24 protein-coding genes and 1 pseudogene are annotated in these 22,327 nt (G+C 62.4%); 15 read left to right on the plus strand and 10 right to left on the minus strand.

The window, feature by feature from the left end; all coding sequences use genetic code 11:
• Window positions 1-44 precede the first annotated feature (44 nt).
• The 12 genes from AC56LH_RS16965 (at window position 45) to AC56LH_RS17020 (ending at window position 8,266) form a co-directional block, all read left to right on the plus strand.
• Complete coding sequence (locus tag AC56LH_RS16965; RefSeq protein WP_499647938.1) at window positions 45-194, plus strand: hypothetical protein; 150 nt, start codon at window positions 45-47, stop codon at window positions 192-194.
• A complete protein-coding gene (locus AC56LH_RS16970) occupies window positions 194-448 on the plus strand; it encodes a hypothetical protein (RefSeq protein ID WP_499647940.1) in 255 nt (84 codons plus the stop codon). Before AC56LH_RS16965 ends, AC56LH_RS16970 begins: the two co-directional genes overlap by 1 nt.
• Before the next feature lie 103 nt (window positions 449-551).
• Window positions 552-740 carry a hypothetical protein gene (locus AC56LH_RS16975; protein WP_499647942.1) on the plus strand — a complete coding sequence of 63 codons (189 nt, stop codon included), beginning with the start codon at window positions 552-554 and terminating at the stop codon, window positions 738-740.
• 7 nt (window positions 741-747) lie between these two features.
• Window positions 748-1,629: a ParB/RepB/Spo0J family partition protein gene (locus AC56LH_RS16980; protein ID WP_499647944.1), complete on the plus strand. Its 882-nt coding sequence runs from the start codon at window positions 748-750 to the stop codon at window positions 1,627-1,629.
• A 10-nt stretch (window positions 1,630-1,639) separates the two neighbouring features.
• The gene (locus AC56LH_RS16985; protein WP_499647946.1) at window positions 1,640-1,837 is read left to right on the plus strand and encodes a hypothetical protein; all 198 of its coding nucleotides are present in this window, start codon (window positions 1,640-1,642) and stop codon (window positions 1,835-1,837) included.
• Window positions 1,838-1,839: 2 nt separating this feature from the next.
• Entirely contained in the window at window positions 1,840-2,208 is a 369-nt protein-coding gene (locus AC56LH_RS16990; RefSeq protein WP_499647948.1) for a DUF551 domain-containing protein, read from the plus strand.
• Complete coding sequence (locus AC56LH_RS16995; RefSeq protein WP_499647950.1) at window positions 2,205-4,085, plus strand: DNA cytosine methyltransferase; 1,881 nt, start codon at window positions 2,205-2,207, stop codon at window positions 4,083-4,085. The genes AC56LH_RS16990 and AC56LH_RS16995 overlap by 4 nt, the downstream gene beginning before the upstream one ends.
• A gap of 157 nt (window positions 4,086-4,242) precedes the next feature.
• The gene (locus tag AC56LH_RS17000) at window positions 4,243-4,530 is read left to right on the plus strand and encodes a hypothetical protein (protein WP_499647952.1); all 288 of its coding nucleotides are present in this window, start codon (window positions 4,243-4,245) and stop codon (window positions 4,528-4,530) included.
• Window positions 4,527-4,835, plus strand: coding sequence for a hypothetical protein (locus AC56LH_RS17005; RefSeq protein ID WP_499647954.1), 309 nt, complete (start codon window positions 4,527-4,529; stop codon window positions 4,833-4,835). Before AC56LH_RS17000 ends, AC56LH_RS17005 begins: the two co-directional genes overlap by 4 nt.
• Complete coding sequence (locus tag AC56LH_RS17010; RefSeq protein WP_499647956.1) at window positions 4,832-5,137, plus strand: hypothetical protein; 306 nt, start codon at window positions 4,832-4,834, stop codon at window positions 5,135-5,137. Before AC56LH_RS17005 ends, AC56LH_RS17010 begins: the two co-directional genes overlap by 4 nt.
• Window positions 5,138-5,289: 152 nt before the next feature.
• Window positions 5,290-6,975, plus strand: coding sequence for an ATP-dependent nuclease (locus tag AC56LH_RS17015; RefSeq protein WP_499647958.1), 1,686 nt, complete (start codon window positions 5,290-5,292; stop codon window positions 6,973-6,975).
• 691 nt (window positions 6,976-7,666) lie between these two features.
• Window positions 7,667-8,266 carry a DUF4114 domain-containing protein gene (locus AC56LH_RS17020; RefSeq protein WP_499647960.1) on the plus strand — a complete coding sequence of 200 codons (600 nt, stop codon included), beginning with the start codon at window positions 7,667-7,669 and terminating at the stop codon, window positions 8,264-8,266.
• A 166-nt stretch (window positions 8,267-8,432) separates the two neighbouring features.
• On the opposite strand, the gene AC56LH_RS17025 is transcribed toward AC56LH_RS17020, so the two are convergent.
• Together AC56LH_RS17025 and AC56LH_RS17030 are read right to left on the minus strand one after the other, a co-directional pair.
• Window positions 8,433-9,701: a sensor histidine kinase gene (locus tag AC56LH_RS17025; protein ID WP_499647962.1), complete on the minus strand. Its 1,269-nt coding sequence runs from the start codon at window positions 9,699-9,701 to the stop codon at window positions 8,433-8,435.
• On the minus strand, window positions 9,698-11,239 hold the full coding sequence (locus tag AC56LH_RS17030) for an ATPase domain-containing protein (protein ID WP_499647964.1): 1,542 nt from the start codon (window positions 11,237-11,239) through the stop codon (window positions 9,698-9,700). The genes AC56LH_RS17025 and AC56LH_RS17030 overlap by 4 nt, the downstream gene beginning before the upstream one ends.
• Before the next feature lie 234 nt (window positions 11,240-11,473).
• Here AC56LH_RS17030 and AC56LH_RS17035 point away from each other — a divergent pair.
• The 3 genes and pseudogenes from AC56LH_RS17035 to AC56LH_RS17045 all read left to right on the plus strand — a co-directional run.
• Window positions 11,474-13,504, plus strand: a pseudogene (locus AC56LH_RS17035) (O-linked N-acetylglucosamine transferase, SPINDLY family protein); the annotation flags it as partial.
• A 201-nt stretch (window positions 13,505-13,705) separates the two neighbouring features.
• Window positions 13,706-14,833, plus strand: coding sequence for a DegT/DnrJ/EryC1/StrS family aminotransferase (locus AC56LH_RS17040; RefSeq protein WP_499648507.1), 1,128 nt, complete (start codon window positions 13,706-13,708; stop codon window positions 14,831-14,833).
• Window positions 14,834-14,851: 18 nt separating this feature from the next.
• Window positions 14,852-16,036: an FkbM family methyltransferase gene (locus AC56LH_RS17045; protein ID WP_499647966.1), complete on the plus strand. Its 1,185-nt coding sequence runs from the start codon at window positions 14,852-14,854 to the stop codon at window positions 16,034-16,036.
• Here AC56LH_RS17045 and AC56LH_RS17050 read toward each other — a convergent pair.
• The 8 genes from AC56LH_RS17050 to AC56LH_RS17085 form a co-directional block, all read right to left on the minus strand.
• Window positions 16,033-16,683 carry a hypothetical protein gene (locus AC56LH_RS17050; protein ID WP_499647968.1) on the minus strand — a complete coding sequence of 217 codons (651 nt, stop codon included), beginning with the start codon at window positions 16,681-16,683 and terminating at the stop codon, window positions 16,033-16,035. The two genes, AC56LH_RS17045 and AC56LH_RS17050, sit on opposite strands and share 4 nt — an antisense overlap.
• A complete protein-coding gene (locus tag AC56LH_RS17055; protein WP_499647970.1) occupies window positions 16,673-17,821 on the minus strand; it encodes an aromatic ring-hydroxylating oxygenase subunit alpha in 1,149 nt (382 codons plus the stop codon). Before AC56LH_RS17055 ends, AC56LH_RS17050 begins: the two co-directional genes overlap by 11 nt.
• A complete protein-coding gene (locus AC56LH_RS17060; RefSeq protein ID WP_499647972.1) occupies window positions 17,821-18,468 on the minus strand; it encodes a PglD-related sugar-binding protein in 648 nt (215 codons plus the stop codon). Before AC56LH_RS17060 ends, AC56LH_RS17055 begins: the two co-directional genes overlap by 1 nt.
• Window positions 18,459-19,211 (minus strand): SDR family NAD(P)-dependent oxidoreductase, encoded by a 753-nt coding sequence (locus AC56LH_RS17065; RefSeq protein WP_499647974.1) that lies wholly within the window; start codon window positions 19,209-19,211, stop codon window positions 18,459-18,461. The genes AC56LH_RS17060 and AC56LH_RS17065 overlap by 10 nt, the downstream gene beginning before the upstream one ends.
• A complete protein-coding gene (locus AC56LH_RS17070; RefSeq protein WP_499647976.1) occupies window positions 19,208-19,954 on the minus strand; it encodes an SDR family NAD(P)-dependent oxidoreductase in 747 nt (248 codons plus the stop codon). The genes AC56LH_RS17065 and AC56LH_RS17070 overlap by 4 nt, the downstream gene beginning before the upstream one ends.
• A complete protein-coding gene (locus tag AC56LH_RS17075; protein WP_499647978.1) occupies window positions 19,951-20,988 on the minus strand; it encodes a ketoacyl-ACP synthase III in 1,038 nt (345 codons plus the stop codon). Before AC56LH_RS17075 ends, AC56LH_RS17070 begins: the two co-directional genes overlap by 4 nt.
• A 4-nt stretch (window positions 20,989-20,992) precedes the next feature.
• A complete protein-coding gene (locus AC56LH_RS17080) occupies window positions 20,993-21,217 on the minus strand; it encodes an acyl carrier protein (protein WP_499647980.1) in 225 nt (74 codons plus the stop codon).
• Window positions 21,218-21,332: 115 nt separating this feature from the next.
• Entirely contained in the window at window positions 21,333-22,031 is a 699-nt protein-coding gene (locus AC56LH_RS17085) for a substrate-binding periplasmic protein (protein ID WP_499647982.1), read from the minus strand.
• Window positions 22,032-22,327 lie beyond the last annotated feature (296 nt).

Below are 22,327 nucleotides of genomic sequence, written 5' to 3' on the forward strand. Positions count from 1 at the left end.
ACCGGAATCCCCATAATTGCTCCATCAACTTCGATGGAACTCGCATGAACACCTACCAAGTCACCGTCCGTACTGCCGGCACCGCGCACGTGTTCAGCGCAATTGCCGCGTCATCTGCCGATGCCTTTGAGGACGCCGCAGCTAAGTTTGCAGACGTCCCCTGCGGTATCACTGTCATGACCAAGGCAGGCTGATGATCACCGTCGCCAGCCTTCGCACCGCCATTGCTAACTGCGTTGCCCAGGTAAGCAAAGACGCGCCGACCGACGCCGAGCTGCGCGTCACTTCATTCGTCGCGCGTCTCTCCGGCAGCATGGAATCGCTCGGCGACCACGAGCTTGACGCGATGATCTGGGGCCTGTTCGACATACCGCCTCCTGCCCCGCTGTGCGCCGCACGCGTAATCAATCCGATTCCGATGCCCGATCCTGCGCGGTTCTGGGGGTAGTCATGGGCTTCCTATCCCTATACCGCTACTACCGCTTCCTCGGCATGCCGCTCGTTCAGTCGATCCGCCTGGCGCGCCATCATCGGATACACGTGAGCTGACCATGCAACGTATCTCGCCCGACAGAGCGTCCCTTGAAATTGTGCACCGCGCGCTTCACACGGACGCCCGACTGGACGAGATGCTCGAACACCCGGCCCTCAAGATCATCTTGGAGGCTCTCGCCCGCCGGCACATGCAGCGCCGCGCACGGATCGATGTGAAGAAGCTGCAGGCCAACGACCACGATTGAACACCCGATGACTACACCGAACAGCCAGCCCCCGAACAATGCCTTCGTTTCGCTCAAGGTCGCCGCCGAGAAGAAGATTCACGGCGACGACGTCTCGAAGGTGACGTCGTTTGCCGTCGCCCCACACCTCCTGGAGATCGAGGAAGGCTTCAATGCCCGCCCGCTGAACCCGGAACACGTGGCGGAGATGTCGCTGGCCATGCGCAACGGCGCCACGTTCCCGCCGCTCGAGGTGCGCGTCGACGATGGCCACATCCTGATTGTTGACGGTCACCACCGCCACGCCGCAGCGCTCAAAGCGATTGCCGACGGCTTCGAGGTCAAGGCACTGGACTGTCGCCACTTCCGTGGCAACGACGCCGACCGCGTCGCGCACATGCTCAACAGCGCATCCGGCCTCGCGCTCACGCCGCTACAGCTCGGCGTCCAGTACCGCAAGCTGCTTGGCTTCGGCTGGACCGAACCGCAGATCGCGAACCGTCGCGGCAAGTCGGTCCAGCACGTCAAGGACATGGTCCAGCTGGCCGAGGCCAACAGTGACGTGCACCAGGCGGTGAACGCTGGCCTGATCTCCGGTACCGCCGCACTCAAGATGGTTAAACAGCACGGCAGCAAGGCCGGCGCAGTCATCCAGGAAGGCCTGGAGCAGGCCAAGGCCGAGGGCAAGGAGAAAGTCACTCCTCGCGCACTGGCACGCCGCTCCAGCCCCAAGGTGACAGACAAGCAGATCGTTGACTGGATGGTTGAAAACATCAAGTTCAGCCAGGCATACATCAGTGACAAGGCGCGCTACTACGAGCTCGACCTGTCCGTGCCCCACGGATCAGCAGACAGTGACGATCTGCGCACCCTTATCGCCAACGCAATTTCCTACAGCACTACCACCTGAAAGGACCACCATGAATCGCAAAACCATCGGCCCCGGCTCGCCTGTCACCTTCGACAGCGAAGTGGGACCACAAAGCGGCACCGTCATCGAATTGAAGACGGACATCGGCAACAGCGCTCGCGTCGCGTTCGTACGCGTCAATGGCACTCTGGACGGTGCACCGTGGCGCGTCCCGGTGAACGAGCTGCAACACAAGGAGGTCGCGTAACCATGAATACGACTGCCATCTCCGCAACGCTGGCTCGCCTTGGACATGCCCACCTCGACGCGGTGGAGACGGCAGAATGTCCTTCCAGTAAATCGCATCGCGACGCTAAGCGATCGTTCCGCAAGCACATCGACATGGTCACCAGTGCCGTGGCTCTTCTTGAACAAGAGCGCGAGAAAGCCTGGACGCCTGTCGACGAGCGACTGCCCGACAACGACCTACTGGTGCTTATTGCGGTGAACGATGACGATACATGGACCGGTTACCACGTCAATGGAGCGTGGCGATATTCGGATGGATTCCCGATCGAAAAAGAACGCGTAACGCACTGGATGCCGATGCCGACGCCACCGGCAAGGAAGCCAGAATGAAGCGCGACGATTTCACCTTCTCCCTGGGCTTCGGCCACGAGCGCATCGCGGACAACTTCGCTGGCGGCGGCGGCGCAAGCGAAGCAATCCGCCAAGCCTATGGCCGCGATCCCGACATCGCCATTAACCACGACGGCGAGGCACTGGCGATGCACGCAGCGAACCACCCGACCAGTCGACACATCCGCGAGGACGTGTTCTTGGTCGACCCGATGAAGGAGATCGGAGACGGCCCGCTCGGCGCGGCGTGGTTCTCACCGACCTGCACGCACTTCTCCCGCGCAAAGGGGTTCAACATACTCGACCAGACCACGCGCGGCCTAGCATGGGTCGTCTTGAAGTGGGGCGTGCTGCTGGCACCGCGCACGATCTACTTGGAGAACGTCGAGGAGTTCCAAGGCTGGGGACCACTGGACGAAAAGGGCCGACCGATCAAGGAACACAAGGGCCGCACCTTCGCCGCGTTCGTGCTGGCGTTGACCACTGGCCTGCCGAAGGACCACCCTGACCTGGCCGAAATCCGTGCAACGCTGGGCGATGACTTCTCGCTCGAGCGAATCTACGCAGGCCTCGGATACAAGGTCGAATGGCGCGTACTGCGCGCCTGCGACTTTGGCGCCGGCACCATCCGCAAACGCCTGTTCATGGTGATGCGCCGGGACGGCATTGCGATCCGCTGGCCAGCACCGACGCACGGCGATCCGGCCTCGAAAGAAGTCAAGTCCGGGAAGCTGCTGCCGTTCGTGACCGCCGCCGACTGCATCGACTGGTCAATCCCATGCCGGTCGATCTTCGACCGCAAGAAGCCGCTGGCGATCAACACGCTGCGCCGAGTGGGCCGCGGGTTCGAGCGATACGTGAAGGACGCTGCACGGCCGTTCATCGTCCCGCTGACGCACCAAGGCGCCGACCGCATCAATTCCGTCGATGCGCCACTGCCGACGATCACGTGCGCGAACCGTGGAGAGCTTTCGCTTGTCTCGGCCTCACTCGTTCAGATGGGTTATGGAGAGGCGCCCGGCCAAGCGCCGCGCGCGTTGGACATCGAGGAGCCGCTGGGCACGATTGTCGCCGGTGGCATCAAGCACGCGATGGTCGCAGCGTCGCTCGTCCAATACTACAAAAGCGGTAGCCAGAACGTCGCAGTCGACCGGCCAATGCCGACCATTGTCACGAAGGACCGCGTCGGCGTCACGTGCGCCTACCTGTGCAAACACTACCAGGGCGGCGTCGGTGTGCCCGTCGACCAGCCAGCGCCGACCGTGACGACGTCCGACCACAGCTCGCTGATCACCGCGCACCTGGTCGGCATTGACAATCAGAGCAACGGCGATCGTGACACCTGGGACGTGGCACGCCCACTCGGCACGGTGGTCACCGAGAACCGCCATGCGGTCGTGACGAGCAACCTGGTGAAGCTGCGCGGCACCAGCACCGCGGCCGCAACCGACGAACCGCTCGGCACCGTCAGCGCAGGCGGCCAACACCACGCGGAGATGCGCACCACGCTCACGCCGCCTGGTTTGACCGCCGAGCGCCGCCAGCAGATCCGCGCCTTCTTGCGCGAGTACTGCCCAAGCCTCAAAGATGCCGACCACCCCGAACTAGTGACGATCAATGGCGAGCTGATGGAAGTCGCCGATATCGGCCTGCGCATGCTCGTGCCACGCGAGCTGGCCAACGCGCAAGGGTTCCCGCCCGACTACATCCTTGACCCCTTCTACACGAAGGCCTGCAAGCGTGGCCGCACGACCACGAAGCGCCTTTCGGGTAGCGCCCAGGTGCGCATGATCGGCAACAGCGTGTCGCCGCCGCCGGCCGTCGCCGTGCTGCGCGCGAACAACGCTCACGAGCAGCTGATGGCGAGGGCGGCATGACCAGCTGGGGAACCCCGAGCAGGATCAGCTCAGATCTCTATCGCGAACGCACGGCAGCGACAGCGCCTGTCTCGCTTCGCCGCCGCCGGTGCACGTGCGGCAAGGTAGTCACGGCAAAGCAGCTGACGCAGTACGGCGCGTGCGCCGCGTGCGTGCTATGCACGCCAAGCCAGGCAAAGGAGGCGCGGTGACAGGACCTGTACCGAACAACCAGGACGAGCCGAACGATGTCGAGGCATACCGGCACCATTTGCTCCTGCTCAAGTCCATGCACTGCTGCCGGCCAGTGGTCTACCAGGGTTTGAACCAATACATCACCTGCCTGACCGCGAACCGCGACGGCGGGCGCATCTCGATGACGGTTTACCTGGCCGGCAAGCCGGGCGCCATCGACAGCAGCCAGATTCAAATTCAACACGCAGCCCAAGAACGGAAGACAGCATGACGAAACAATCAACCAACACGCCGCAGCAGTCGCTGCGTGCGCTGATCGCAGACAACGCGTACGTCGCAGGGTTCCAGACGATGGGGCAGTACCGCGCGGCCCTACTGCAGCAAGCCGATGACGACGCAAAAGACGCTGTGCGCTATCGCTGGTTACGAGACAAGAGCGAGCCGGGGATCTGCGCCTTCTATATGTCTGTTGGGCAGGCGTTCAAGGGCGTCAAGTTTGCGCAGGAGACTGTGGATGAAGCTATAGACGCAGCGCGTGCCACCCAGATCGACGGCAGCCCTGGAAAAGAGGCATGAATACTGCTATCAACGCAGGAGGCACACCGATGTACAACGACAGCGACCTCATCACCCGACTCGCCGCCGAGCTGGCAAAGCAACTCAGGCCGGCATTGCCAATTGAAATCGACTTGTGGGATATCGCAACCATTGCAAACTACCTCAAGCGCAGCGAGTCAGTCGTGCGCGAGCGCATGGCGTGTTTGCCTGACTTTCCGAAAGCGATCCGGTTGCCGTCGACCCGATCAGCGCGTGGCCAAGCATTGTACCGAGCTAAGGAGGTCATTCAATGGGCCGCTCGATATCAGGATAAAAACTGAATTGAAACTGACAAAAATTTGAACCCTACGTTGCCAACGATTTGCTCATCGCGTATTATTTGAAACGGAAATTCCTCCTCACCATCTACGTTGTTAAAGTAAAAGTTTAATCTAGTTATTATTGATTATAATAATTTATTGATAGGGACTACATGATTAAGGCTCATTTGAGTTTGCTACAGTTTTTTGATGACACAGTTATTCCTATGAAAGAAAACAGTGTAGTTGTCATCGTAGGTCCAAACAATTCGGGGAAAAGCTCGGTGCTTGCAGCAATCCGGTATAAATTGACAGGACAGGCGAGTGGCCCAGGACCGCTCAAGTCTATCTCACTGCAAAAAACGACAACAATTAAGCAAATTGAGAATGCGCTTGGCCCGTATTTGGATGGACAAGGTAATTATCAGATCCCTGGGTACGGTTTTCACATATCTCATCTCGGAGGGTGGTGGGAGGGTCCTGGCCCCGACGTGGGTCCATATTTTTCTAGTCAGCTCCTATGTGAACTAACAACCAGATCACGCTTAGCAGATTGTGACCCACAGCCATCTGGTGATATTAGGGTCTCGCAAGCTCTAACTCATCCTTTTCAAAAAATGTATCGGGATGAGAGTCTAGAAAAGAGAACTTCAGAAATCTTTCGAAAAGCCTTTAAACGCGACTTGGTTGTGCATAGAGGAGCGGGCAACATTATCCCGGTTTATGTCGGAAGCAGCCCTCAAGTTGAAGATGGGGAAGATAGAATCTCATTAAGCTATCTCAAGCGAGTCGAAGCTCTCGACAAAATTGAACTGCAGGGTGATGGCATTCGTAGCTTTACATCTATTGTAAGTCGGGTAATCACTGAAAGTCGGCCAATCCAACTGATCGACGAGCCAGAAGCGTTTCTTCCGCCACCACAAGCTCGGCTGCTTGCACGAAGCATTCTGAACGAATCCACAGAGCGGCAGACAATCATCGCGACACACAGTAGCGATGTGCTAAGAGGGTTACTTTCTGACGACACTGCTAGGCTCAGCGTAGTAAGGTTAATGCGCCCATCGGGTGAGACACGCGCCCATCATCTAGAAGCGTCACAAGTGACCGAGCTCTGGCGCGATCCTATTCTACGATTTAGCAACGTCCTTGACGGGCTATTTCACGATGGCGTAATCCTCACAGAAGCAGATGCTGATTGTCGGTTTTATGAAGCACTTTCTGTTGCTTCTGTCAGTGACGAAGATCGGCCAGACATTCATTACTCGTATACTGGAGGAAAGGATCGTTTGCCGGTAGTTATTAAAGCCTTATATGCACTTCAAGTTCCTGTCGCTACCCTTACCGACTTTGACGTACTCAATAATGAGCAGCCATTGAAGCGAATTGTCGAAGCACATGGAGGGGAATGGAACAACGTCGATGCGGACTGGAAGATTGTCAAGAAAGCTGTGGAAGAAAATAAGATGTTCACAGATGGTGACAGCTTTCGAGAAAAGATTACAAAGGAATTACAAACTTACGCAACGGGCACGGTAGTTCCAAAGGCAACTTTGAAGGCTATTGAGAAGTTGACTAAAAGTGCATCCGCGTGGAGCTATGCTAAAGATAGTGGTATTGCAGCAATTCCACCTGGCGAACCCACAGTAGCTGCGAATCGCCTACTTGGTAAGCTGAAAAAGTTAGGAATCTTTGTTGCTCCTAATGGGGAGATGGAGGGCTTCTGCCGTTCGATTGCTGGACACGGTCCTCGATGGGTTGAAGCAGCGGTAACGCAGAGAAACCTGGCAACGGATATAGAGTTCACAGCTGCACGCAATTACGTTAAGGAAATTAACACTTACCTTCGTGGCATAAGTTGAGGCTGGTTAGTAATCAATTTAGGAAATCACTTACGATAGCTCTACTCATCTACAGACCAACACAGTTACTCATTAATTACGCATTGCGCGTCTAACATATTGATTTCATTGGTTAGGCGATTCCGGCCGGAGGCACCACCTACTCGCAGCACTTAGTCGTATCACGCTAAAACCCGTTACCTTTTTAAGGAAGTGCGGGTTTTTTGCTATCCCCCCTCAGCATCATCAAGGTTGACTGTCCAGCACCTTCGCAGGTGGCCTGATCGTCAACATCGATCTATTCCTTCCTGCACTACCGACATTGAGCATGTGCTCGTTGTCCCAAATCTAAACCCAGGTGCTGACTTGACTCGTGCAAAGCTGAGGCCGTGTCCGAATGTCAGACCTGACCCCAGCTCCTATGCTCGTTGTGCCAAATCTAAAGCCAGGTGCTGACTTGACTCGTGCAAAGCTGAGGCCGTGTCCGAATGTCAGACCTGACCCCAGCTTCCCCAGCTTCCTATCCAGGCGCACTTCGTTGCCTCCGGGCTACGATCCCTACGCGTCATCACGTCAAATTTGTCGAAGATAATTACACTACCCTTGATCACAATCAAAGCGGTACTCATAAGTCATTGATTTCTCACCAATTCTCACATTGGCCTAGTTATTGCTTAGTTAAGGAGACAAACCAATATTTTAAGGAATAGTAATGAAAAGCATTTTTATGACACTGGCAGTGGCTGGCGTGATGGCAATGAGTGGCGCCGTTCAGGCTGCGCCGATCTTGTATTCGCAAGTCGGCACGCAGAACACTGCGACGTACAGCTTCACTGCAGCAACGACCGGCAATCTGACCGGCTATTTTGCTGGTTCCAAAGCTGACTATGAGAACGAAGTCGGCATGATGGTCAATGGCGTCGCTACCGGCCTGTTCGGCTTGAACAACAAGACCTCGGCATATGGTCAGGCCTTCAACTTCGGTAACGTTGTTGCTGGCGACGTCCTGGTCTTTGTGTTGTCGAATATCAAGCCAGGCAACATCGGCCCTTGGTACTCGCAAACGAATCTGAACAGCGATCTGACCAACCACGTCTATTCGTCGTATTACGCGGGCGATGACCGTCTGAGCGCCGGTACGTATGTTGCATTCGAAGACAAGCCACGTGGTGGCGACTTCAACTACAACGACATCAGCTTCGTGTTCTCCAATGTCACGACGGAAGTGCCTGAGCCTGCGTCGATCGCTCTGCTGGGCCTGGGTATCGCAGGTCTGGGTCTGAGCCGTCGCAAGAAAGCGATCAAGGCATAACGATCGCCTGCTGCATTGTCAGGCAAGCGGCATGCGTGCTGCGGGCCTGACCTTCGCACAGTCGCGTGGTTGATCAAGCGGCGCAATATGCCAGAACGGCAGTAAGCCGCCTGCATTCGTACCACACCAAAAACTCGTCATCCTCCCAGGATGCGCGGGTTTTTTGCTATCTGCCGGCCGGATCCACAGGCGCGACCGATGCTGCGCCCTCCACAGGCAGCCGAATCGCAAAGGTCGCTCCCCGTCCCCGCCCTTCACTGCTGACACTGAGCGTGCCCTCATGCAGCTCGACGATGCGCCGCGCAATATACAGCCCCAATCCCAGCCCGGTGGCATTGTCATGCTGCTGCAGCTTGAACGCGCCAAACACGTGCGGCAGATCGTCCGCTTCGATACCCTGCCCCGAATCGGCGATATCGATCTCGACCCATCCCTCGCTGCGCCGGATGCCGATGCGGATCACCCCGCCGACCGGCGTGAACTTGACCGCATTGAACAGCAAGTTCCAGCACACCTGCTGCAGCCGCTGCCCATCGGCCTCGAAGCGGATGTCCGCGCCATAATCGGCGGGCGTCACCTGCATCAGTATCTGCTTGGCATGCGCGTGCGGCTCCACCGTGGCGATGGCTTCGCGCAGCACTTGCCCCAGCACGATCGGCTTGCGCACGATGGACATCTGCCCGGTCAGCGTGCGCGCCGCGTCGATCAAATCGTCGACCATGCCGGCTTCCTGGCGCACGTGCACGCGCATCGATTCCAGGCCGCTGACGGCCTTTTCCGGCAGGTCGGGAATCGTGCGCAGCATCAGCTCGATGCGCATCGACAGCGCCGACAGCGGCGTGCGCATCTCATGCGAGACGGTTGCCAGGAACAGCTCGCGTGTGCGGTTCACGCGCGTCAGATCATCGATCGTTTCGCGCTGGCGGTCGAGCGTGCTCGAGAGCGTAAGCAGCAGGGTTTCATAGGTGGCCATGCGCTGCGCCGATACGGGCGCGTCGAGCCGCACCTCGCTCCACAGCAGATGGCCCGACACGCCGATCTGTCGGCCGATGCGCTCGCAGGCCAGGGGCGAGCTGAAATCGGCAAAGCGCCAGCCGAACACCAGCACGCCATACACGTCGCCATGCAAGAGCAGCGGCAACGCGCGCACGCAGAAGCCTTCGCTGAATTCGCTGGCGCCCGGTGCGCCCTGCTGGCAGACGTCGCGCGCCAGGCTGCGCTCGAGCGCAGTACCGGGGCCATCCTCGGCCCACAACGTCGACTGCTCGGCGAGGAAGGTCGACATGCGCGAGCCGGTCAGCGGACCGATGCGGCGCACGCCGGTCGCATCGTAGACGGACGTCACCAGCCCGGTCGCCTCAGTGTACTGGCGCAGCGGCGCGCGCCAGTCGTCCCAGTCGATGGGTGGCTTGTCGGGCAGGTCGACGGTGATCACCGGTTCGTTTCAGCCGGTTGGTGCGTCGACTCGGGCATGGGCTCGCCATGGGCGACGGCCTCCTCGATGATCGGGCTCTGGCGCGATGGGGACCGCGACAACAGGCCGTAATACGACGAGAACGGCAACTGCGGTACAGCCTGGGTATTGTTGTCGCTTTCGTCCAACAGACTCAGGCCGCCCACGCCGATCGTGTATTCGCGCGTGACTTGCAGGTTGCGGCTGCCGCGCACTTTCGGTACCGCCAGCGCACGCCGCAGCACGGTGGAGATTTCGACGTAGTTGAGCAGGATGATGTTGTCGACCAGGTGCGAGCCCTTGAGCTCTTCGCTGATCTGCGACACGCCCAGCAGTTCCGGGCTTTCGTAGTTGAACAGCGTCGTGGCCAGCCGGTTCTTGAAGAAGCTCGCCAGCGCGTACAGGTAATCGGCTACTTCACTGCGGCTGGTCATTTCATACACGGCGATCGAATCGAACACCACGCAGTCGATGCCTTCCTTTTCCACCAGCTTGATGATGCGGTCGAAGTGCACGTCCAGCTCGAGTTCGAGCGGCGACTCGTAATGGATGAACAGGTCGCCCGCATCGACCAGCGCCTGCAGATCAAAGCCGAGGGGCTTGGCGTTGCGCATCAGCTGGCGTGCGTGTTCGTCCAGGCTTACCAAGAGCGCCTTGTGGCCGTTCTTGATCGCGTCGCTCAGGAACTGCACGCTGAGCACCGTCTTGCCGGTGCCGGAAATGCCGCTGACCAGCGTCACCGAGCCCTTGTAGATACCGCCGTCCATCATCTTGTCGATCGCGGGCGAGCCGGTCGACAGGCGTTCTTCCGAGGTCGGCTGGTCGGGCGAGATCACCGGGCGCGACTGGGCGCGGCGGTACACGTGCACGCCCTGATGCGCCTCGATGCGCATGGTGTGGCTGCCGCCGATGAAATCCTGGCCGCGCGACTTGGCCACCGTCAGGCGGCGATGCACGCGGCGGCGCGCTTCTTCGAGCGTGAGCGAGATGATCGTGTCGAACACGAAGCGTTCATGGGCCAGCACGCCGCCGAGCGACGCGTCCTTTTCGGCCGTGACCATCGTCGTCACGCCCAGGCGCGTGAGGCCTTCGATCAGCAGGTGCACGTCTTCGCGGAACGGGATGTCGTTGCCTTCTGCGTACAGGCGCAGTGGCGTCAGGCCGTCGATCAGCAGGCGCCTGGCGCCCATCGCCAGCAGCGCCGCCGAAAATGCCCCGTCGCTGCTGCGAAATTCGCTCATCAACACTGCCGGACTGGTCTGGATGATCTTGATCCTGCCCTGGTCGATCATGCCCTGCAGATCCCAGTCGAAGCCGGCGGCGTCGCGCAGCAGCTTGGCCGGGTCGAGCTCGAACGAGACGATGGCGCCCGGCTCGTCGAAGTCGACGGCGCCGCGGTAGATGAAGCCCAGTCCCAGCGTCGTCTTGCCCGCACCGGGCGGCCCTTCGACGAGCAGGTTGTTATTGCGTGGGATACCACCGTGCAAGATCTCGTCCAGCCCCACAATCCCTGTCTTCACCAACCCGCTCATGAACTCACCTTTTTTGCAGAATGAACCAGCTTATCATGTGTACAAGCTGCGCTCCAGCAGTAGCGGCACGTGGCCGATTCTTGACCCTGGCAAGCCCATGATCTATTGTGTCGAATGATGCTGTAGAACAATCCTGCCTGCGCTCTCTACTACCCCGCGCCGGTCGTCATATCCGTACTTCCTGTACGCTCTCCCGATACGCAAAGGCCGCCGCCCGCATCCATGGAACAACAGCACACTCCCCTCAGCGACGCGGTCCGGCACATCGTCGATGAAGCATTGCAGGCCGCCGCACACGAAACCGCAGCCGGCCAGCCGGCGCAGGCCGAGGCGCTGTACCGCGCCGTGCTCGACCTTGCTCCCGGCTATCCCGATGCCCACTTTGGCCTTGGCATGCTGGCGCGCCACGCAGGCGACCTGGCCACCGCGATCCCGCACCTGACCGAGGCCCTGCAGGGCGCCACGGACGAAGGCCGTTACTGGCTCGCGTACATTGAGGCGCTGATCGCCGCGCGCCAGTTCGCCACGGCGACCGACTTGATCGCCCTGGGGCGCAGCCATGGCCTGGCCGGGCCAGAGGTCGATGCGTTCGAACAGCAACTGGCGACGACCGGCACGCCAGACCCCGACACCATCGACGCTGCCACCGCGCTGTTCGCATCCGGGCGCCTGGACGAAGCCGGCTATGCGGCGCAGTTTCTGACCGAGCAGTTTCCACAGCATCCATTTGGCTACAAGCTGCTGGGCGGCATCCATCATCTGCAGGGCAATCTGCAGCAGGCCCTCGAGTCGATGGAGGTCGCCGTGCAGTACGCGCCGGACGACGCCGAGGCGCTGAGCAACCTGGGCTTGCTGCTGCGGAGCGCAGGCCGGCTGGCCGACGCGCAGGCCGTGCTCGAACGCGCCGTCGCGTTGCGGGCCGACGATGCCCACGCCCACAACCACATGGCGCTCACCCTGCTCGACGCCGGGCGCTTGAACGAAGCGCATGCCAGCGCCAGCACCGCGCTCGCGCTCGATCCGGGCCATGCGCAGGCCGGCAATACGCTCGCGATGATCCTGCAGCACCAGAGCCGCGCGCTCGAAGCGGTCGCTGCTTACCGCAGCGTGCTGGCGCGCGATCCGCACAACACCGATGCGCACAGCAATATGCTGTTCTGCATGAGCCAGGTGAGCAGCATCGGTCCCGATGCCCTGTTTGCTGCGCACCGCGCGTTCGGACAGCAGCTCGAAGCGCGCATCGGCGCGTCGCGCACCACCTGGGCCAACACGCCGGACCCCGAGCGCCCCCTGCGCGTCGGCCTCGTCTCGGGCGACCTGCGCAACCATGCGGTGGCCGCGTTCATCGAACCGCTGCTGGCGCGCCTGGCGGACCGGCCCGGCCTGGCGCTATACGCCTATTACAACTATCCGGTGCACGATGCGGTCACCGCGCGCTTGCGCAGCCACATGGCGCAGTGGCGCGACGTGGCCGGCCTGGACGACACTGCGCTGGACGCGCAGATCGTCGCCGATGGCATCGATATCCTGATCGACCTGGCCGGCCACACCGCCCACAACCGGCTGCCGGTTTTTGCGCGCAAGCCTGCGCCACTGCAGGCGACCTGGATCGGCTATCCGGGCACCACGGGGCTGGCGGCGATGGATTACTACCTGACCGATCGCTTCATCCTGCCGGCCGGCCAGTACGACCACCTGTTTACCGAAAAGCTCCTGCGCTTGCCCGTCTCGGCGCCGTTCCAGCCGGCCGCCGACGCGCCCGACGTCGTCGCGCCCCCGGCGCTGGTCAATGGGTACGTCACGTTCGGCAGCTTCAATCGCCTTAGCAAGATCAGCCGCGAAGTCGTCGCGGCCTGGGCCGGCTTGCTGCGCGCCGTACCCACTGCGCGGCTGCTCGTGGCCGGTCTGCCCCAGCACGGTCACGAGAGCCTGCTGGCATGGTTCGCCGAAGAAGGCATCGCGCCGGAGCGCCTGTGCTTTCATGGCCGCACCGGCATGCACGATTATCTGGCCCTGCACAACGAGGTCGACATCTGCCTCGATACCTTCCCGTACTCGGGCGGCACGACAACGCTGCACGCGATGTGGATGGGCGTGCCGACGCTGACGCTCGCGGGCGAAACCGCCGCCGGCCGCCAGACGGCCTGCATCCTCGAACACAATGCACTGCCCCAGTTCATCGCGCACGACGCCGCCGCCTTTGCCGCACAGGGCGCGGCCGCGTGCAGCGACCTGCCCGCACTGGCCGCGCTGCGCGCCGGCATGCGCGACCGCTTCCCGCCCACCACGTCCGGTCCCATGAACCGGATCGCCGACAGCGTCGAGCACGCGTTGCGGCTGATCTGGCGGCGCTGGTGCGCAGGCGAGCCGGCTACCAGCTTCGACGTGCCGATGCCGCCAAAGCGCAAGCCGCAGCACGAGCCACACCAAACGCTGCCTCAGCAAACCGATGATGTGCCGGTCCCGGTGCCGGTGCCGGCCGCAACCCCGATCCGCGTCACCCAGCCGCACCTGCCGCCGCTGGACGATTTCATTCCCTACCTCGAGCAGATCTGGGAGAGCAAATTCCTGACCAATGGCGGCCAGTTCCACCAGCAGCTCGAGGCGGCGCTGTGCGATTACCTGAGCGTCGCGCATATCTCGCTGTTCGCCAATGGCACGCTGGCCCTGATGACGGCCTTGCAGGCGCTGGGTATCGAGGGCGAGGTAATCACCACGCCGTATTCGTTCGTCGCCACCAGCCACGCACTGCTGTGGAACGGCCTGCAGCCGGTCTTTGCCGACATCGACCCGGTCACGTTCAACCTCGATCCGGCCCGCATCGAAGCGGCGATCACGCCGCGTACCACGGCCATCATGCCGGTGCACTGCTACGGCATCCCGTGCGACGTGGCGGCCATCGAGCGCATCGCCCGCAAGCACGGCCTGAAGGTCATCTACGACGCGGCCCATGCGTTTGGCGTGCGCCAGAATGGCGCCAGCATCCTGCGCCACGGCGACCTGTCGGTGCTGAGTTTTCATGCGACCAAGGTCTTCAATACCTTCGAAGGTGGCGCGATCATCTGCCACGACGCCGCCACCAAGCGTCACATCGACCTGCTCAAGAACTTCGGCATTCAGGACGAGCAGACGGTCGTGGCGGCCGGCATCAACGGCAAGATGAACGAGGTGAGCGCCGCCTTCGGCCTGCTGCAACTGCGCAGCATCGACGCCGCGCTCGCGCAGCGCCGCCAGATCGCCAAGCACTATCGGCGCCTGCTGGCGGCGGTTCCCGGCATCGATCCGATGCCCGAACTCGGTGACGACGCCAACAACAGCTACTTCGCGGTGCTGGTGCGCGACAACTACCCTCTCAGCCGCGATGCGCTGCACCAGAAGCTGCACGACGCAGGCATCCACGCGCGCCGGTATTTCTACCCCCTGATCAGTCACTTTCCGATGTACCGCGCCATGCCATCCGCAGCGCCTGCAAATCTGCCCCACGCCAACGTGATCGCAAATCAGGTCATCTGCCTTCCCATCTATCCGGCCCTCGCAGCGCAGGACGTCGAGCGCATCGTCGGCCTGCTCGCGTCATCCTGACGAACCACAGGACACACCATGACCATCCAGCCATTTCACCATGCGACGCTTGCCGATTTCAACGCGCTCGCCAGCCACGCCGATACCGCCTTCGACGACCTGCATGCGTTCGACGAGGTCTACTTCCTGGGCGACCATACCGGCAGCTTTGCGCTGCGCGCCAACACCATCGCCAGGTCGCTGGCCAATTTTGCCGGCATCGCCGTGTTCTCGGTCTCGCCCGAAAAGCGCACCCGCATCGCGCAGCAGTTGCCGCTGCGGGTCAACTGGGGATTCATCGAGATCGCCGACCTGGTCGCGCGCGCGGCCAGCAAACGCATCGTCGTCATCGATTTCAACGACAACCTGACCGGCAAGCAGGTCGGCGCGAAGATCGCGGCGCAGGGCGTGCCGGTGCGCGACTGCCTGTACGCGATGCACCAGCTGGATAACGTCCACACCTACCAGACCGTGCGCGAGGAGCGCGAGCACGTGGTAGCCAACCTGCCCCAGTTCATCGCGCTGGCCGGGCGTTTCAGCGACGACTGGTCGCGCACCACGCTGCTGGCGCGCCTGCGCGCCTTTCTGACGCTCGATCGCCGCCCGCTGATCGAAGCGGCGTTCCCGCTCGCTGAATTCATGAACAGCTTTTCCACCCAGGCGGGGCTGAAGGTCGGCACAAACGACATCTTCATCGATGCCGGGGCGGCGCACGGCGACACGGTATCCCACTTCTTCCACATCGCGCGCGGCCAGTACCGCGCGGTGCATGCGTTCGAGCCCGACGCCACCAACTTCGCGGCGCTGCGCAACCTGGCCGCGCACCTGCCTGACGTGCACCCATATTTCGCTGGCCTGGGCGCAGAAGATGGCGAGGTCGATTTCTACGAAAACCCGGACAACCGTTTCGGCAGCAACTTCGCCGGCGGTGGCATCAAAACCACGATGAAGATCATGACCGTCGACAGCGTCGTCGATGAAGCCACGGTCATGAAGATCGATGTCGAAGGCTGGGAAGCACAGGTGCTCGAGGGCGGCGCGCGCACGATCGCCGCCTGCAAGCCGGACATGACCATCTCGGCCTACCACTATGCGAAGGATATTCCGGCGCTGCTGGCCACGATGGATGACATCGCCCGCTACCAGCACGTGGCGCTGCGCCACTACTCATCGAGCCTGTACGACACCCAGCTGCTGTTCTCGGACCGTCAGGACTTCAGCTAGGCGCCGATGATCACGATCGGCTGGGCGTGGGTCGCATGGAGGAACGTCCTGGCGGCGATGTCCTGCTCGATGCGCCCCGCCTTGTCGACGATGCACAGCTTGCCGATCTGGCGGCCATGACCGACGATCACGCCCAGGCCGAGCGTGACCTGGGCGCCGATGCGCGCACCGCGCCCGATCACCACGCCCTCGTCGATCCAGGCCGAGTGCCCGACCGTGACGCCGCTGCCGACGATGGCGCCGGCGCCGATCACGGTGTTGAAACCGATCCGGCTGCCATGCTGGATGATTGCGCCGGCGCCGATCCAGCAGTTGTCGTCCATCCGCACACCGGCGGCCACCAGGGCGCCCGGTTCGACCAGCGCCGGCATGGCGATGCCGCGCAACCGCAGGCTTGCCATCAGGTCCAGGCGCATGCCGTTCAGGAAGCGTGCGTCGAGCGCGATGAAGGCGCTGGCGCCCTCGTCGTCGAGCCCTTCAAGACCGTCCAGCGCTGCCGCCAGCGCGGCCTGGCTGGCTGCCGGGTCGAGTTCCAGCGGCCGCAGCTCCAGCGCCGCGGCTGGCGCCGACGACAATGCAACAGAGCGCCACGCGGCCAGCGCGCGCGCCAGTTCCGGCCCATGACCGATCACGTGCTTACAAGGCAAATTTCCCCTCCATCAGGTCCAGGTACCAGAGCTCCAGGCTGGCGTTGATGAATTCGTAATCGCCCAGGTGCGGTGGGCGCGCGTCCGGATGCAGCGTGCGCTGGATCTGTTCCATCACCTCGATATCTTCGCGCATGACAACATCGGCGCCCATCATGTGCGCATGCAAAACCGCAGCCGACGACGCATACGGCTGCTTCTTCTTCGCCGTCAGGTAATACACCACCAGGTCGGTGCGCCCGGCCGCCACCGGGATGTGGTGCTCGATGATGAACGCATGGCCGCCATTGGCCGACGCGATGTGCAGGTTCGGGAACGCCAGCCAGTTGTAGTACCAGTCCTGGTCGCGGTAGCGCTCGACGTGGGCGTGGTACGGCTCGTCCGGAGGCGCCGCCATCGGCGCATCGCGCCCGCCGCCGCTGAAGCTGCGCATCAGGCCCAGCGCGCGGGTACGCTCGCCAATGCCGGCCTGCTGCAGGCGGCGCAGGCCCGCCACGCCCTCTTCGCTGATGCTGGCCTCGAACTTGACGTCCTGGTACAGCGAGCGCGCATGCAGGTAGCGCGGGTGGTGGCCGTCGCGCAGGTTTTCGTAGGCCAGCTTCCAGTTGAAGTGGCCCTCGTAGGTCGTCATGATCACTTCGCTGTCGTAGGCCAGCGACGAGGCCGTGAGCGACGCGAGCATCGCCGCACCGAACTGCTGCTTGATCGGCAGTGGCGTCTCGGCCAGGCACACGAACACCAGGTTGCCGACGACTTCCAGCGCAAAGCGGCGCAAGTGGATGCAGGCCCGCTCTTCCTGCGGGAAGCGGTACAACGCGTCCTCGTGCGGGATGCGCGTGGCGCCCTCGCGATCAAAACTCCAGCCGTGGTAGCCGCAAAACAGCGGCCGCACGCCATGCGGCGCGACCTGGATCGGATTTTGCCGGTGCGGGCAGATGTTTTCAAATGCGCGCAGTTCGCCATGAAAGTTCTGGACCACGACGGGGATGCCAAACAGCGTGCGCGTGATGAACGCGTTGTGCTTGTCCAGCATGACCTTCAGGCCCACGAACTGCCATAACGGCTTGAACAGCAGTTCGCGTTCGCGCGCGAACCAGGCCTCGTCGATGTACGCCTGCGGCGGCATGCGTGAACGCATTACCTGAACCTGAAGATCTTGGCCGGATTGCCGATCATCGTCACGCCCGGCGGCACGTCGGCCATGACGACGGCGCCGGCGCCGATGATCGCGCCATCGCCCACCGTCACGCGCGGCAGGATGGTCGCATGCGGGTGGATGATCACGTCGCTGCCGATCCGCGCGCCACCGCCGACGAACACGAAACTGCCGATCGTCGTGTAGTCGCCGATCTGCACTTCGTAGCCGATCACGCTGGTCGACTGGACGAACACGAAGTCGCCCAGGCGCGTGTCCACGCCCATGCGAACCTCGGGTTCGAACAGGCAGCCGGCGCCCATCTCGACGCCGATCGCCTTGTGCAGGCCGGTACGCAGGCTCATGAAGGTTGCGCCCTGCGCCAGCAGCGGCGCGGCAAAACGGCGGCGCTGCGCCGGCTGGCCCAGCGCGCAGAGAAATTCTTCGTGCGGACTCGCCTGCCAGGTCAGCGGGTCGCCCAGCACTGGCAGCGGCGTGCTGGCCGCCAGGTCGCTGCGGCTGTCGAGAAAGCCGGTGACGGCCCAGTCGACGCCATTGGCAATATCGCTTTGCATGATGTTGTAGACGCTGCGGCCAAAGCCGCCGGCGCTGATGATCAATGCTTCCTTCAGGCGGGGCGTCACGTCCATGGAATGCCTCCGTCCAGGTGCAGCTGCGTGCCCGTCACCTTGCGGCTGATATCGGCCAGCAGGTAGATGGCCGCGTACGCGACGTCTTCGGGCTTGCCCAGGCCCAGTGGGTACATTTTGGCTTTTTCGTCGAGCCAGGCGCGGTCGTCGTTGACGAGCGGCGTATCGACCAGACCAGGTGCGATGGCGTTGGCGCGCATGGCGCGCGGCGCGATTTCCAGCGCCAGCGGGCGGATCATGCCTTCGAGCGCCGCCTTGGACGCCGAATACGGGCCCACACCGACGGTACCGGTGTGCGCCGCGATCGACGACATGAACACGAGCGAGGCGCCGTTGCGCAGCGTTTTTTTGGCCAGCAGCTGCTGGGTGAGCATCAGCGGCGCGAGAAAATTCGCATCGAGCACCGTCTGCATGAAACTCTGGCGCAGCATGCGCAGTGGCGTCACGCCATGCACGCCTGCCGCATGCACGACGCCGTCGAGCTCACCGCATGCAGCCACCAGCCGCGCCATCTGCGGCGGATCGGTCAGGTCGGCCACGCAGGCCACGTGATCAAGCCCCGCATTGAGCAGGGCGAGCGTATCGCCAAGTCGCGATGCATCGCGGCCGTTGATGACGACACGTGCGCCGGCGCGGGCGCATTCGACGGCGACGGCGCGCCCGATGCCGCTGGATGCGCCGGTAACCAGCACGGTCTTGCCGCGCAGGTGGAACGGATGCTGGAATGTAGTTTCGTCGTTCATCGCACGTGCAGGGTCAGGCCAGAATCGATGACCAGGGAAGTTCGTGATACCCAGCGGCTGGCAGGCGCCAGCAGCCAGGCGATGGCGCCTGCCACGTCGCCCGGTTCGATCATGCCCAGTGGTGCAAGGGCTGCCTTGTCGTCCGTTCTCATCACATTCTGCAGGCCATCGAGCATCGGCGTGGCGACGTAGCCGGGCGAGACGCAGTTGGCGCGTATGCCCTGCTTTGCGTGTTCGACCGCGATCGTGCGCACGGTGGCGGTCAGCGCTGCCTTGGCGCCTGAATAGATGCCGGTGGCGTGCGGCGCGACGTGTTCGGCCACCGCCGTCACGTACACGAGCGATGCATTGGCGGCGACCTTGCGCCTGGCCAGCAAGGCCTGCGTGAGCAGCACGGGCGCGTCGTAGTTCACGGCAAACAGCTGGTCGAGGTGGCGCTGGGTCACCATGCGCATCGGCGCGAGCTGCGCGGCGCCAGCGCTGAACACGCAGCCGTCCAGGCTGGGCGCAGCATCGACGAGCGCCTGGCGCGCGGCCGGATCGGTCAGGTCGCCGATGATGGCCTGGTGGTCTGCGCCGGCCAGGCCACCCACGACGCGTGCCAGGCGCTCGTGATCCCGGCCGCAGGCGAGAATGCGCGCGCCCATGCCTGCACACAGGCGGGCCGTGGCTTCGCCGATGCCCGACGACGCGCCGGTGATCAGGATCGTCCGGCCCGCGAGGCTGAACGGCGATGCATTCATGATTCGACCAGCGCCGGGAACACCGCGCGGTCGATGTCGACGATGCAGCTGCCCCACGACAGGCCGATGCCAAAGCCCGACATCAACACCTTGTGCTTGCCGCTCTGGAGTGCGTCGCGGATGCGCGCCGTCATCGTCACGGGGATCGAGGCCCCGCTGGTATTGCCGAAGTCGTGCAGCGTCGATGGCACCTTCTCGACCGGCAGGCCAAGCTTCTTGCGGATGGTGTCGTTGATCATCCGGTTGGCCTGGTGGAAGATGAAGTAGTCGACAGCCTCGATCGGGCAGTCCGCATACGCCAGCAGATCGCGCACGGCGGGCGGCACGCGCTGTGTCGAGAAGCTCAGCACCGCCGGGCCGTCGAGCACCAGTGCGGCCGGACTGCGCAGGATCCCGTCCTCGTCCTTGTACGGCACCAGGTGCTGCAGGCCGATCGGTTCGCGATGCCCGCCCGCTGGCAGCATGATGGCGCGGTAACCGCTGCCGTCGCTATTGAGGTCGAAGTACATCGGCGGCGCAGCCGGATCGTATTCGAGTGCGGTGGCGGTGCCCGCGTCGGAGAACAGCGGCTCGACCACGGTGGCGGCCCTGTCGCCCACCAGCAGCAGCGCCTTCTTGATGCCGCCCGAGGCCATCATCGCACCCAGTACGTGCAGGCCGAAGGCGTAGGCCGAACAGCCCAGATTGATGTCGAAGGCGATCGTGCCGGGCTTGAGGCCCAGGCGGTCCTGCAGGATGATTGCGGTGGCGGGAATCAGATAATCGGGCGACTGGGTGATGACGATCAGTGCGTCGATCTCGTCCTTGTTCCACTGCAGCTCGGCCAGCAGGCGCTCAGTGGCATCGAAGGCCAGGTCCGAAAAGGTTTGCCATTCGGGACAGATGCGGCGCGTCTCGATGCCGATATTGCGCACTACCCGTTCGCGCGCGCTCTTGATCTGCGGCGGGCAGTCGTGGAGGTTGGACAGGACACGCCGTGGCACGCAGGACGCCATGCCGGCGTAACGGACATTGCGGATGGTCGCCTGGGCCATGAGATCAGCCGATCAGTTGATAGACGTCGCTCACGAGCTGGCACCCGACCAGGTCCTTGCCGGTGATGGCCTTGTCGTACTCCATGTCGAACATGATGATCACGCCCAGCGCCGCCAGCGAATCCCATTCGGCCAGCGTCTTGAGATTGGTGTCGCCGGTCAGGTGGACATCGTCCTGGAAGTCGACCGCGTTCTTGAATTTTTCGACGAATTGCTCGAGTGTGTCCATTGCTGCCTAGTGAAATCGTGTACCTGCAAAAAGTAGCGTCAACAGCGTCGTGAAAGACAATTTCGCTTGATTGACGACAATCATGACGCACTATAAATCAAAACGAAAGGCCCTGTCACCGTGAACTGGCACGCCGTTCGTAGCGTCGCTCGATGGCACTTGCCGTGCCATCACGCTCGATCGTTTCAAACTCCGCATTCAGGCGCTTGACCAGCGCGTCGGGCACGGCCCGGTTGCAGGCCAGGTAGACGGCGACCCGGTTGAACACGAACACCGGCACGATCTGTTTGTCCCAGCCATTCCTGACCAGCACGTCGCTGCCCGCGCGCCAGCTGGCGGCCCACAGGTCGATGCGGCCCTGCAGCAGCTTGGGCGGATTGAGCATGTCATGGGGCGACGTATCGACGATATGGCCCCGGCTGCGCAGATAGGTGTCGCGGGCGTCGCCGGCATAGGTGCCGATGCGCAGGCCGCGCGCGTCTTCCAGGCTCGTGATGCGCCAGGCCCGGTCGGCGCGCCCCATCAGGACCCACTGCGCCTCGTCGGTCGGCCCGATCCACTTGAACAGGGCTTCCCGTTCCGGCGTGCGGGTGGCGGAGTACACGCAGCCGTTGGCCTGCTGCAGTGCGGCCGCGTACGCGCGCTTCCAGGGCAGCAGCGTGATGTCGTGGGTGACCCCGGCACGTTCCATGACAACCCGGATCTTGTCGGTGGCAATGCCGACCACGCGCCCGTCCTCGAGCATGCTCGACGGGGCCGAGCTCTCGGTGGTGATCGACAGGTAGGGCGCGGCCGGCGCCGCCGCCGCGGTCATGGACGACACACTGCACGACAGGATCGCAAGGCCAGCACAAAGTTGCCGAAATCTCATTTAATTCTCTTGAAATAACTGCCGCAGACGTGGCGCGCGAGGGCCACGGGACGCACCTTGCCGCGCCTTCAGCATACCAGTGAGCATGATTTTTACGCAATGAACAGCCTGAGATGGTCGCTTGGAAGCGACAGAACACAACAATTCGTCCAGCATTCTCACGCGCAGCGCCACACCAAATTCGGAAAATGCGATACTTTGGAATAATGCCCTGCGGAAGTTTTTTTTACCTTGAAACA

The sequence above is a fragment of the Telluria sp. LT1R51-2 genome (assembly GCF_059685775.1).

Bases quoted from the DNA above. Each gene is read 5' to 3' on its own strand.
- AC56LH_RS16965 (WP_499647938.1), top strand. From the start codon at position 45: ATGAACACCTACCAAGTCACCGTCCGTACTGCCGGCACCGCGCACGTG.
- AC56LH_RS16970 (WP_499647940.1), top strand. From the start codon at position 194: ATGATCACCGTCGCCAGCCTTCGCACCGCCATTGCTAACTGCGTTGCC.
- AC56LH_RS16975 (WP_499647942.1), top strand. From the start codon at position 552: ATGCAACGTATCTCGCCCGACAGAGCGTCCCTTGAAATTGTGCACCGC.
- AC56LH_RS16980 (WP_499647944.1), top strand. From the start codon at position 748: ATGACTACACCGAACAGCCAGCCCCCGAACAATGCCTTCGTTTCGCTC.
- AC56LH_RS16985 (WP_499647946.1), top strand. From the start codon at position 1,640: ATGAATCGCAAAACCATCGGCCCCGGCTCGCCTGTCACCTTCGACAGC.
- AC56LH_RS16990 (WP_499647948.1), top strand. From the start codon at position 1,840: ATGAATACGACTGCCATCTCCGCAACGCTGGCTCGCCTTGGACATGCC.
- AC56LH_RS16995 (WP_499647950.1), top strand. From the start codon at position 2,205: ATGAAGCGCGACGATTTCACCTTCTCCCTGGGCTTCGGCCACGAGCGC.
- AC56LH_RS17000 (WP_499647952.1), top strand. From the start codon at position 4,243: ATGCACGCCAAGCCAGGCAAAGGAGGCGCGGTGACAGGACCTGTACCG.
- AC56LH_RS17005 (WP_499647954.1), top strand. From the start codon at position 4,527: ATGACGAAACAATCAACCAACACGCCGCAGCAGTCGCTGCGTGCGCTG.
- AC56LH_RS17010 (WP_499647956.1), top strand. From the start codon at position 4,832: ATGAATACTGCTATCAACGCAGGAGGCACACCGATGTACAACGACAGC.
- AC56LH_RS17015 (WP_499647958.1), top strand. From the start codon at position 5,290: ATGATTAAGGCTCATTTGAGTTTGCTACAGTTTTTTGATGACACAGTT.
- AC56LH_RS17020 (WP_499647960.1), top strand. From the start codon at position 7,667: ATGAAAAGCATTTTTATGACACTGGCAGTGGCTGGCGTGATGGCAATG.
- AC56LH_RS17045 (WP_499647966.1), top strand. From the start codon at position 14,852: ATGACCATCCAGCCATTTCACCATGCGACGCTTGCCGATTTCAACGCG.
- AC56LH_RS17055 (WP_499647970.1), bottom strand. From the start codon at position 17,821: ATGCGTTCACGCATGCCGCCGCAGGCGTACATCGACGAGGCCTGGTTC.
- AC56LH_RS17060 (WP_499647972.1), bottom strand. From the start codon at position 18,468: ATGGACGTGACGCCCCGCCTGAAGGAAGCATTGATCATCAGCGCCGGC.
- AC56LH_RS17065 (WP_499647974.1), bottom strand. From the start codon at position 19,211: ATGAACGACGAAACTACATTCCAGCATCCGTTCCACCTGCGCGGCAAG.
- AC56LH_RS17070 (WP_499647976.1), bottom strand. From the start codon at position 19,954: ATGAATGCATCGCCGTTCAGCCTCGCGGGCCGGACGATCCTGATCACC.
- AC56LH_RS17075 (WP_499647978.1), bottom strand. From the start codon at position 20,988: ATGGCCCAGGCGACCATCCGCAATGTCCGTTACGCCGGCATGGCGTCC.
- AC56LH_RS17080 (WP_499647980.1), bottom strand. From the start codon at position 21,217: ATGGACACACTCGAGCAATTCGTCGAAAAATTCAAGAACGCGGTCGAC.
- AC56LH_RS17085 (WP_499647982.1), bottom strand. From the start codon at position 22,031: ATGACCGCGGCGGCGGCGCCGGCCGCGCCCTACCTGTCGATCACCACC.